This is a genomic window from Sphingobacterium sp. HMA12, from assembly GCF_002933815.1.
GTDB lineage: Bacteria > Bacteroidota > Bacteroidia > Sphingobacteriales > Sphingobacteriaceae > Sphingobacterium.
The window spans coordinates 2,895,723-2,907,740 of record NZ_BEYR01000001.1 but is presented as its reverse complement, the minus strand read 5'-3'; the positions used below and the strand labels follow the sequence as shown (position 1 = coordinate 2,907,740).

Genomic DNA, 12,018 nt, shown 5'->3' with positions numbered 1-12,018 from the left:
TTTTGTCGTTAAAATAAGATATCCAGTCTAATGAAGTAGCTTTTGGCGGTAGGCAGTGCCCAGTTACTCAACGAAGCAGCATTGCTTGCGGATGACTGTACTTCGGCATCAATGGCATTTCCGGCGGCACTCCATATCCAGGGATTGTTGATCTGCCCTGCGATTTTCACTCTTTCAACTTTAAGGGATCGCGCAAGGTTGTGAGGGAGGCTATAGCTGAGCGAAATATTTCGCAGACGGATAAAGTCGCCTTTGACTACATTTTCGGTCGAACGGATATACATTCCTGCTAAAGAGCCTAGGTTAACCACATTAATATTCGGCTCATAATAAATCGGAGCCTTGGGTACAGTACTGTTTGTGTTTTCCGGTGTCCATGCCTTGGCAATCCAATCCTCGTTACCATCTGTGGAATTGAAAGCAAAGCTAGGTTTGTACATTTTATGTCCACCATAGTATAGAAACATTGCTGACAGTTCGAAATCTTTATATCGAATATTCTGGACAAATGAAGCATTGACCAATGGTGTCTTTGTTCCCATATAAATCACGTCCTGTGGCGACATGGATGACGATCCATCCAAGAGGAGGGTTCCATTTTCCTGAAAGTGATGCATAGTTGTGCCATCTGCCCGTTCGATGATCGGCACACCATTCTGAAAGTCGGTACCACCGCTGCTGAGCCCGCCATAACGGTAAGCATAGAGCGCGTCATAAGGCATACCGTTGACAAGATAACCACCGATGGCCAAATGGGATGCCTGTGTCGGATTGTAGTATGTCTTAGTTACCTTATTTTTATTGTAGGCAAAGAGCAGTGTGGAAGAGACAAGCCAATCGTTGTTTTTAAACCAGGGCGAACCCACGGTCAGTTCTAGACCGGTATTGCGCATGGCTCCAGAATTGACACGCTGTGTAGTATATCCTGATGTAAAATGTACTTCTTTGGATCCCAGGAGATCCTCGCTGTTCTTATAGTAAAAGTCTAGTTTACCGGATAGTTTACCTTTTAGCAGACTGTAGTCAAATCCCATATTATAAGAAGTGGTTTTTTCCCAACGAAGCATGGGATTGGGGGCCGAACTGATACTCGCATAGGGGATGGACTGTGGCGTATAGGTCGACTGGTTGCTCAAACTAGCTACTAGGAAAGGTGTTGTCGTTTGATCGACATTTCCTGTCAGACCGTAGGAAGCCCTGAGATCAAGCAGGTCGACCCAGTTCAATTGTTGCATAAAGTCCTCTTTGGCCATATTCCATTTGAGACCCGCAGACCATAGGGGGCGATAGCGGTATTTTGGATCAGTACCAAAAAGATTGGTCTGATCTACCCGTACGCTTGCTGTTGTGCTATATTTTCCCTTATAGGTATAGCCTGCTACCGCATATAAACCGACATATCTGTTTTTTACCGCCGTCAGACTGGGATACATATCCGAATCTGCAATTTTGATGTTATTGCCGTCCAAGACTGCACCCGGCAAACCTGTCGCATTATTATAAATATACGAATTGCGATATCCCACATTATAGATGTCATAATTGTTGAGTTGTGTGTAGGTCAATGCAATCGGGTCGTACCCATAGTATAATGCATTTGTAGGTATATTGATGTTGATTTCGCGTAGTTCAAGCCCACCTGTTGCCGTTATTTGATGATCGTTTCCAAAGCTACGGTTATAATCTAGCTGATTACGCCATACCCAACTGTTTCGGGAAGTTTCCTCCATTTCCATGCGTCCTCCGATAGGGATAACCGAATTGATTGACTCTTTAGTCGCAAACTTATTGCGCAGGAAACGATAAAAGTATGAATCACGCGATCTGAATTCTTCCATCTTTGCTTTGCCAAATTCATACTCTCCACTTGTAGAAAAACGAATTCCCTTACCCAAATTGAAGTTTAATCTGGCAAAGCTTCTTACCGTGTAGTTATTTTGACTGATTTTGTTGTCATTCAGTTCGTCCAGAATATTAAAACGGTAAGACTCAAATTGGGGCAGGCCGTTTATTGCTGACAATACCTTTGGATTGATATGTAAACCGCCCTGCATACCGACGATATCCACGTAGTCGCGGTAGATTTTGTTACTATTTTCATCCAATATTGACGTGTAAGGTTCCAGTAGGTTCAGATTTCCATAGACACTGTTGATATTTTTGCGTCCGTTATATTGAATATCCGATCCGATATCAAAGGAAAACCAGTCATTGAGCACCTGCGTGGATTTGATATAACCTTTGATGTATTGATTGTTTTCAAATCTGTTCTGTTGTCCATCCTTGATATAGTTTAGTGAAGCGAAAGTACTTTGGTTTTTGCCCGAACTGTTGATGGAGAGGTTGTAGCTCTGGCGAAGTGGTGTTTGCCAGGCTAGATCCATATATTCTTGCCTATAATCGTTTTTGGACCATCTACTTATCATGTTATCATATTCCGTTTGTGAGGTTTCACCGTTCAGATACTGGAGCCGCGCCAATTGAAGTGGACTATAATAATTGATCGAATTGCTTGTTGAACCAGCCTGACCTATTCCTTTTAAGTTATTCGCCAGATGATCGCGTTCGGACAGATTCGCCTTTGTAGCATCCCGCTTGAACGTAGCGAGCTGATAATCTATAATCCCTTTTGTGGATGCATAATGGTAATCTGCCAGTGATGGATTTTCTGTCCAGCGCCAGTCCGATGTAAACTGCACTGACGTTTTATTGTGATCCGTTAGTTTACCACCTTTGGTCGTGATTACAACAACTCCGTTGGCAGCCCTTACGCCATAAATAGAAGATGCAGCCGCATCTTTCAGGACAGTGATCGTTTCTATATCATTTACATTGATATCATCGAGTCTGCGTTCGGTAGGGAGTCCATCAATGACTAGCAAGGGGTCATTTCCGATACTGCTGGAAAAGGTACTTATACCCCGTACGACCGGCGCTCCTTTATAGGCGCTTACCCCTGCGGCTTGTCCTTCGAGTATCTCGGTGGCATTGGTAAATATTCGTTTCTCGATCTTGCTTTTGTCAATAATATCATAAGCACCTGTAGATCGTTCGCGGCTAAGTGTTTGATAACCTGTATTGACTTCTACCGTGACCTCGTCGCCCAAGATCACTTTAGGCTCAAGGACGATATTGCCCAAGTTTTTTTTACCATCCGCGCGGAGCTCCCGGGATAGAATGCCTATTCCGGAAAACAACAGTACAGCATCAGATTTCACTTTTTTTAATACAAAATTACCATCGGCATCTGACGCGGTTGCATTTCGGGTTCCTTTTTCAAAAATAGTGATCCCAGACAGTGCCTCCCCCTTTGCATCGACTGTTCTGCCCAAAATATCCATTTCCTGAACCGCCGTATGGAGCTGTCCCGTATTGGTTTTAAGTTTGACTACGACCGTATTGCCAATAATGGAATAACTCAGTGGCTGATCTTTAAAACAATGGTCCAGTACTTCCCTGAAGTCCCTGTCCTGTATAGCCACGGAAATGAGGTGCGCTCTGTTAAGGATCTCCGGCTCGTAGAAGAATTGGTATTTGGTTTGCTTTTTAAGGGCGTCAAATACAGTTCTCAGGGAACTGTTTTTCTGATTGAGACTCACTTTTTGGGAAAATGCATTTGCATGGACAAATAGCGTCCCCGAAAGTAGAAATACTGCGGTTAGTTTCATTGCTAGCTTGTTTTTCGGTAATGGCACCCAGATGGGGGGCGCCAATTTCCATCCTACGACGGAAATATCCTTAAATTTCATAAATTTGTTTTGTTAGGGTTATAAATTCACTGTTGTTTGTAGACACCAAGTCGGATAGCCTTACATTATAGCTCCCTCGTCTCGCACACGAGGGAGTTTTTTGGATCTGTCCTCTTTAGGTTTATTCGTATATGATAAGTTTATTGTCTTTAACGGTACAATTGATATTGCTTTCTTTCAAAATCTGGATCACCTGTTCCAAGCTAGCCTGTCGTTCAAATCCACCGCTAAACTTGCGATTTGGAATCTGGCCCCGAAATACGACCGGAATATTATACCATCGGGAGAGCTGGCGGAGTACTTCGCTGATATCAGTATTATTAAATGAAAAGACTCCTGCTCTCCAGGCTGCTATAGCGTAGGCATCTACGGATAGTGGATCTTCAAGGTGAGCCTTGTTTTGGTTATAGCGGCTCTGCTGACCCGGCCTCAACAATATTGCACGATCTTTTGTGGTGACTTTGACAGCACCTTGCAAGAGCGTAGTTTCAATATTTGTCTCATTAGGGTATGCTTTTACATTGAAATGTGTCCCCAATACTTCTACTTTCAATTTTGGCAAGGCCACGGCAAAAGGTTGGTTTGTCCGATGCGCTACCTCAAAATATGCCTCTCCCGAAAGTTCCACCTGTCGTGTTTTTCCGTTAAAAACAGAAGGGAATTTTAGCGAAGAACCTGCATTCAGCCATACTTTGGTTCCGTCGGCCAGCTGTAATTTATATTGTGTGCCATTGGGCGTGGAAAGCGTGTTAAACGCATTTACAATACCGTCGTTCTGTTTAGATTGTACGGCTATAGTCAGTCCATCCTGCCCGTTAAGCATATCGACATTTCCCCCTTTACGGATTGTGTCTTGATTATTGGGTAATAGGACGATCTGTTTTCCATCGGCGAGTGTCAGTACGGCCCTGTCCGTTCCTGGGCCGAATTTTTTCATTTGTGGGGTCTTTGCAATGCTGTTTTCTTCCAGATTGTAGTGCTGCCAGAATAGAAGCCCTGTGATTGCGCAGACGATCAAGGCAGCTGCAGCCGCACAATATTTCCAATACCGGAAAAATCCGACGTTCTTACTGCTGCGCTTTGGTGATTGTTGTTCTGAATTTTGCAGCAGTGCCTCAAAATAACTGTCGGTATGGAAAAGCAACCTGTCGACCCTTTTTTTTAAGGCGGGATCTGAAAGCTCCATGTTTTCCTGTAGCGTTGCCGTAATCTTTGACCCAAGCAGGGAGCCATGCCCCTCGCTTTCAAAGTGTTCAAGTAGTATTCTGAGTTCGGCATCGGAACAAGTTCCGCCCAAAAATTTGCTGTATAATCTTTCTAGATCCATCGTATAATTGTACGCCCTTTGGAGACAAACTATTACTTAATACGGTCGAGTCCAAAAAAGTATCCATAAGACATTGATTTTTTTTATTTTTTTAATAAAATCCAGAGAAAAGAGGTACAGAATAAGGTTAAAGATAAGCTAGTATGATGGGAATAAAAATAACCCGGAAGAGATGCGGTGATTTCAATACCTGTTCCTTGATACTTTGTGAAGCTTGATAGATATGTTTGTTGATTGTTGTGGGCGTTATCCCCATGATGTCAGCAATTTCTTTATAGCTCTTTCCTTTTAGTTTGTGGAGTTCAAAAGCACGGCGCTGCTGTGGCGGGAGCTTATCCAACAATGAGTCGAAGATTTCTTTATTCTCTTTTTTTATCAGCTGTTCTTCGATGGGGCTATACCAATCGGTGGCCCTGAGCAGGAGATCGTGTAGCGTTTTGTCATGTGCAGCCTTGCGGTAGAAGTCGATTACCAAATTTTTCGCAATGCGGTAGAGATAGGCTTTGAATGACTGCTTGGCATCAATTGAGGCACGGTTGTTCCAGACGCGAGTGAATAAATCCTGAAGTGCATCAGTAGCGAGATCATCATCTTTGAGCAATTTAATAAAATTGACCGCAAGCTGTTGTTTATAATGGTGATAGATTATTTCAAATGCAGCATGATCACCATCTATCAAACGTTGGAGTAAGTCCTTTTCATTAGTTAATGGAATATGTGACATGCGGTAGAACTTTGTCACGAAGTAAAGAAATCTTTGGCAATTTGTCAAATTTGTTTCACCTATCTCCCTTGTGGTAAGCTTTCCATTTCTATCCCGTGATATGGAAATAACTGTATTTGCATGTGCTTAAAATCACAGGCGCAAAAATTAGATATCCAACTCCGATGGATGAAATAGTCAGGAAGATGCCTCATTACTTTTAGCACAATTTTTGTTTTAAACGATCATGAACTTTGAAAATAACCGATGTATAAACTATTCCTTTTGTTTGTTTTTGTTAGTTGCTACTATGAAAGAGTAGCGGGACAGGAACATGCTCAGCAGGCCTACCACTTCTTTCAAATCAATAACAAAGTAGGGATCGTAGATACTTTGGGGCGGGAGATTTTACCTCCACTGTATCAAAATAGAAATAGAAAAGAAGATCGCTATTGGGTGATGAAACAGAACGATACAAGTTTGATGTTGTTTGACAGCGCAAATGGTCGACGACGCGAGTGTAAACGTATCGAGCCTTATGCTGTCAGGTTGGAGGATGGGTACTATATGTACGTATTGCCGCGGCAAGGATTCACATTGTTTTTGAATGAAAAGACAGGCGATTCAATACCTGTCTTTCGGGAATATACCGCCGGTCTGCGCAGGGAAGGGGCTTATCTTTTTGCTGCTTACCTTCCGGATAAAACCGTAAATAATTATTATTCTCGACGGGTTGATGTACTCGATATAAAGCATGATATGCATGTAATTGCGACAGGAGTATATCCTTCCATACAATTGCTTTACAAAACAGGTAGAGTACAACAAAATGATGAGGTCTATGTGGATTTTGATGCCGTGCTATTCAGTTCAGGGCATGAGCATCAGTTATACGACGGAAAACTGAAACATGTCAAAAACTTTCGTTCCACCCTAATTGAACCTGCAGCGCTGGCCAAGACAAGCTCTACAATACTTAAATATTCTTTAACGCCACACTACAAAGAGTGGCCAGCCGAACCTCCCGGCTTAGCCGTATCATCATTGGATGGCGTCTCCCTGCCAAAGCCCCCGATAGAAAAATTAAGATCGAAAAAACTTGTCGACGGGACAACACTTGTGTACCTCGAACGTCAGAATGACGATGTGGTATCGTTGTTTACCGCGACCGCGGATCAAGTTTATATTGATGATAATGAAATAGAATTATATCGTGTCAATGCGCAGTTTAACAAAGAAGATACCGCCACATTTACCGTTGATTTTATTACAGGACGTTGCTTGCTCCCTGCCGCTTATTGGGCATCCTCTAATATGATTCCTATCACTAAACAATGATGAAAGTAGGATGATTGTGATTAGATACACATGCTTTTCCTCCCTTTTAAAATTAGGGATTCACTTCCGAATTCTCTACTTTTAAATAATCCATTTTCTTGGGGAGAGGTCACTTTCCGTCTTCTACCTCATAAGGCATATGTATAAGTGGGCTTTCTTTGATGCCTTTCAGAAAGTTCTGTATTTCTAGGCGCTTAGCCATTGCATTATGTGCTATGATCCAAATTAAGTCAACGCCACTTTGTGCTTTAACTTTCGTTTCGATAAGTTCGAGGGGTACCTCTTTATTTTCAAAGTTATGTAAACACGTTTGTCAAATTTTTCTAAACTCATTTATGAATTGTTGGTGTTCATTTATTTGGTTAAGTCAGGCCTTTTTTTTAGAAAGTATTTGATTTCTTTATTTAGAGACCAGATCGAAAAATAATAAAACCCCAAATTTAAAATTCCTATTAATGCAATCATGGCTGTAAGCCCTTCTTCTTTATACATTTTGTATGCAATTATTGAAAAAATAGGACATAACAACAATATGATAATGGCAATGACTAATGATTTCTTGTTGAATTTTTGTTTTTCTACAATGACTGCGGTTTTTCTGTTTTTGAGTTCTTTTTGATAAGACAAAAACGATGAAAAATCTTTGTCCTCACTCATCACAAACCCCGTTCCTTGTGCTATTAGATCTTCAATTACTAAAAATTTTATGTCAGCTGGATTATCGGCTTCTATTGCGTTCAACTCGTTGTCAAGTATGTTATAGAAAGTATTTATTGAATTGTAAAATGCGGACAATTGAGTGATGTCAATTTCAAGCTTATCATCGGTTTCAAATTGCGCTTTGATATACCTGATAAAATCATCAAATAGTGGAATTGTTTCTGGAAAATGCTTTTGTAAAAATATCCTGCTTTTTGACGAATTCACATTTAAAGCTTGTTCGCTTATAGTGATACCATTGGGATTAAGTGTTGAAAATTGTTCAAATTTCTGTTGATTACCGGTTTCTTGATCCACTAGAGACTTTTGCCAATCGTGAAAATATTTCTTTAATATTGTTTTATCTATAAGTGCAATCCAAAAAAATGGCAATGAATTATTTGCCTCAAAGAGGTATAAATTTCTGCCAGTTTTTCTCAGATATAAATAACTTCTATATCCCATTTTCTGAATAAATATTGCTCAACTCCTGTTCTATTATCCGTACTAAAAATACGTAAAAACTTTTCTAATATATCGTCAAATCGAGCAAATGTATTGTAATGTAACTTCATACAGAAACGAAAATCTACAGGAAAAACCACTAAATCAATACTTCGACAAAAAAAGGTTAAAAATTGTTTCTTATTTGACACCGTATCGGGGTGAGGAGTTTAAATTATGGCAAGTTTTTGTGTCGGGAACGATTGCGTAAAAAATTGCTTACAATAAAAATAAAATGTACTAATTTCAATTTTAATGCAACCGGTTGTTTTACTTCAGATTGCGTGGAATAACCAAATTATAAATAGTGAGGGAAATAAGTACTCCCCATTGTACGCAATAATCTTTTAATCATTATGAGACCTAAAATAGAATGGACAGACGTTCTGATCAAAGCAACTACTTTCGCTTTTTTCACGATCAGCGCAAACCAGGTACTGGGACAGGAGAAAAGTATAACGGGAACTGTAAAGGATCTTGAGGGGCGTCCGATTGCCAGTGCGACAATCAAAGTGGTGGGCGATGATCAGCGCTCGATTTCCACGGACAATAATGGTCATTTTAATCTTAAAGTTCCTTCAGTAGCAAGACAACTGAGCGTAAGCTATGTGGGATCCACTACGCAGACAGTTGATATCGTTGCTGGAAAACCTTTACAGATCGTGCTGCAACGAGATGATCAGGCCTTGGATGAAGTGGTGGTGGTGGGATATCAGACTGTAAAACGGAAAGACCTGACAGGCTCGGTGGCATCGGTGACTGGTAAAGATATAGCGGCCACTCCGGTCGCCAATATTGCCCAGGCCATTCAAGGAAAGTTGCCAGGGGTGAATGTCGTATCGCAGGACGGTAGGCCAAATGCCGATATCGCGATCCGGGTACGTGGTGGCGGTTCGATCTCACAAAGCAACCAGCCCCTGATCCTGGTCGATGGTATTATCGTCAACTCCATGAACGATGTACCCAGTGATCTTGTCGAAAGTATCGATGTGCTCAAAGATGCTTCTTCGACAGCAATCTATGGAGCCCGAGGTGCCAATGGTGTTATTATCGTGACCACAAGGCAGGCCAAAGAAGGTAAGATAAACCTCACGTATAATAGTTATGCTAAATTTAATACACCGGCCAAATATCTCGATATCTTAAATCCGTATGAATACCTAAACTATGTATGGGCAAATGCTGATGCCAATGGCAGCGCTTACCGCACCTCCTTTGAAAAACTGTATGGCTTGGGGGAGTACGAGGGCAACAATACGCTGGGGATTGAAGCCTATCGGGATATCGCTACCACTGATATGCAACGGCAGGTATATAAAAGTTCTTTTTCACACAACCACGATCTGACCATTTCGGGTGGCAGTGCTAAAACGAAGGTACTCTTTGCCGCTAACTATATGGATGACCAAGGGATGAAACTCAACTCGTATGCCAAACGGGCCAATCTTTCTTTGAAAGTGACACAAAAGATCTTTGATAACCTGGATTTTAATTTGGATACGCGCTTTTCGGACTTAAGTAATATGGGAAATGAGGGCACGACCAATGGAAGTGGTTCGCTTTTATCTTCGGCCTACCGTTTTCGTCCGATCAGTACCCAGGATATTAAAGGTGATCTAGCAGCACTGCGGGAAGCAAATATCGAGCAGTATGGCAAACTTTCGACCTGGGATAGCTATAGCGCTTATAATCGGATCAAAGATTATGAAGCCTTGGAGCATACACAGAATTTGCGTGGTACTGCTGCGCTTAACTGGCGTATACGCAAAAATTTAAGCTTCCAGAGCAATTTTAACATCAGCAGGCCTTGGGGACAATCTAAGATATGGGGTGGGGCAACCTACAACAATTACCTGGATGATGCCACTGGCGAAAAGTTATATGCGGGTTCAGCTGAGTTGAGTAAATCGGATGGTTGGAACCTACGCTGGACCAATACCTTAAACTATGACCTGAATATACATGAACAACATAAATTGAATGTGATGGTCGGACAGGAAACATCAAATTCTGCAGGCAATTCCGTCCATATCAGTGCCAATCACTTTCCGGCAAGTTTCACGAAAGACAATGCTTTTGCTATGATCGATCAGTATGACCCTGACCACGGAACAAGTTCATTTTCGACACTCGTGGATTCACCGGTACGGATCATGTCTTATTTTGGACGGGCAAACTACAATTTTGCGGACCGTTACCTGTTTACTTTCACCTTTCGTGCGGATGGTTCATCCAAGTTTGCACCTACCCAACGCTGGGGATACTTCCCCGCAGCAGCATTGGCCTGGCGTATTTCGGAAGAGTCTTTTGCAAAAAATATTAATTGGCTGGATGACCTCAAACTACGCCTTTCGTATGGTGAGGTGGGCAACGATGGGATCAGTTCCAACCTATGGTCTCAAACTTGGTCGTCAGAGACCGATCGCAGATTGCAGTATGTGATCAACAATCAATACCAAAAATCTTATGACTTATCTTCGGACCAAATGTCCAACCGCGACCTGAAATGGGAAACGACCATTACCCGTAACATCGGTCTTGACTTTTCGTTCTTTAACCGGAAGCTTTGGGGTACGGTAGACCTGTATAAAAATACGACTAAAGATCTACTGATGCAGACAACGCTACCTGGGATTACCGGATTTACATCCATTTTCCAGAATATCGGGCAGACCAGTAACAAAGGCCTCGAAATTTCGTTGTCGGGGCAGCTGCTGAAAAATGCTGACTGGAATATTACCGCCGGAGCCAATATCAGCTTTAATAGAGGGAATGTCGATGCGCTGGCCGAAAATATCACTGGGCTTTATGGTACCTCCTGGGCGAGCACAAGCACATACCCCAATAGTGACTATATTTTAAAAGAAGGTCGCCCGGTGGGATTGGTACGGGGATTAGTGTATGATGGCTTTTATACCACCAGCGATTTTGAATACGCCAACGGCATGTATACCCTCAGGGAGGGGGTAGCCGATGTCGGTAATTTTATTGGTGTTGTACATGGGCTCGGTTCGAAAGATCGTCCGTCAGGCCAGACTGCCTACCCTGGCGTGGTCAAATATAAGGACCTGGACAATAGTGGATATATCGACGATAAGGACCTTACGGTGATCGGAGACATGAATGCCAAACATACCGGTGGATTGAACTTTAACGTATCTTACAAAGGACTCGACCTCGCCGCGTTCTTTAACTGGAGCTACGGCAACCAGGTGTATAACACCAATAAATTAGCTTCCTTATATGGCTATAAGGAAGCAGGGGTATACGAAAATAAACTTGCAATCTTAAAAAATGCCTATAGCTTATACGAAGTGGCTGACGGTAATCTGAACAGACTGCAGACACCCGAACAGCTTGATGCGATCAACAGAAATGCCTCGCTGCCCCTAGCTTACAACGAAAATGGAGTGACATCTTCCCTAGGGATCGAGGATGGATCCTATCTCCGCCTCAATACGGTTACCCTAGGCTATACATTACCCAAATCGTTGCTTAGGACCAAGGCCATCAATCGACTTCGAATTTATGGCAGTATATACAATGTATGGACGATCACAGGCTATTCGGGGCTAGATCCGGAGGTAAATGCCAATGCCGCTGCAAATCATGCTATTTACCCAACTCCGGGACTGGACTGGGGGACTTATCCACGGGCACGTTCATTTGTACTGGGTCTTAACTGTAGTTTCTAATTT

6 protein-coding genes are annotated in these 12,018 nt (G+C 42.2%); 2 read left to right on the top strand and 4 right to left on the bottom strand.

Annotation, left to right across the window (positions count from 1 at the left end; all coding sequences use genetic code 11):
• Positions 1–8 precede the first annotated feature (8 nt).
• From HMAT_RS12500 to HMAT_RS12490, 3 genes are all read right to left on the bottom strand, one after another.
• A complete protein-coding gene (locus HMAT_RS12500) occupies positions 9–3,749 on the bottom strand; it encodes a SusC/RagA family TonB-linked outer membrane protein (protein ID WP_104383013.1) in 3,741 nt (1,246 codons plus the stop codon).
• 121 nt (positions 3,750–3,870) lie between these two features.
• Positions 3,871–5,076, bottom strand: a complete 1,206-nt coding sequence (locus tag HMAT_RS12495) for a FecR family protein (RefSeq protein ID WP_104383012.1) — start codon at positions 5,074–5,076, stop codon at positions 3,871–3,873.
• A 127-nt stretch (positions 5,077–5,203) separates the two neighbouring features.
• On the bottom strand, positions 5,204–5,800 hold the full coding sequence (locus HMAT_RS12490; protein WP_104383011.1) for an RNA polymerase sigma factor: 597 nt from the start codon (positions 5,798–5,800) through the stop codon (positions 5,204–5,206).
• 246 nt (positions 5,801–6,046) lie between these two features.
• On the opposite strand from HMAT_RS12490, the gene HMAT_RS12485 reads away from it, so the two are divergent.
• Entirely contained in the window at positions 6,047–7,117 is a 1,071-nt protein-coding gene (locus HMAT_RS12485; RefSeq protein ID WP_104383010.1) for a hypothetical protein, read from the top strand.
• Between the two features lie 354 nt (positions 7,118–7,471).
• Here HMAT_RS12485 and HMAT_RS12480 read toward each other — a convergent pair whose 3' ends face one another.
• Positions 7,472–8,281: a hypothetical protein gene (locus HMAT_RS12480; RefSeq protein ID WP_104383009.1), complete on the bottom strand. Its 810-nt coding sequence runs from the start codon at positions 8,279–8,281 to the stop codon at positions 7,472–7,474.
• Between the two features lie 395 nt (positions 8,282–8,676).
• Between HMAT_RS12480 and HMAT_RS12475 the strand changes: the two genes are divergently transcribed.
• Positions 8,677–12,015, top strand: coding sequence for a TonB-dependent receptor (locus tag HMAT_RS12475; protein ID WP_104383008.1), 3,339 nt, complete (start codon positions 8,677–8,679; stop codon positions 12,013–12,015).
• The last annotated feature ends 3 nt before the right edge of the window (positions 12,016–12,018 follow it).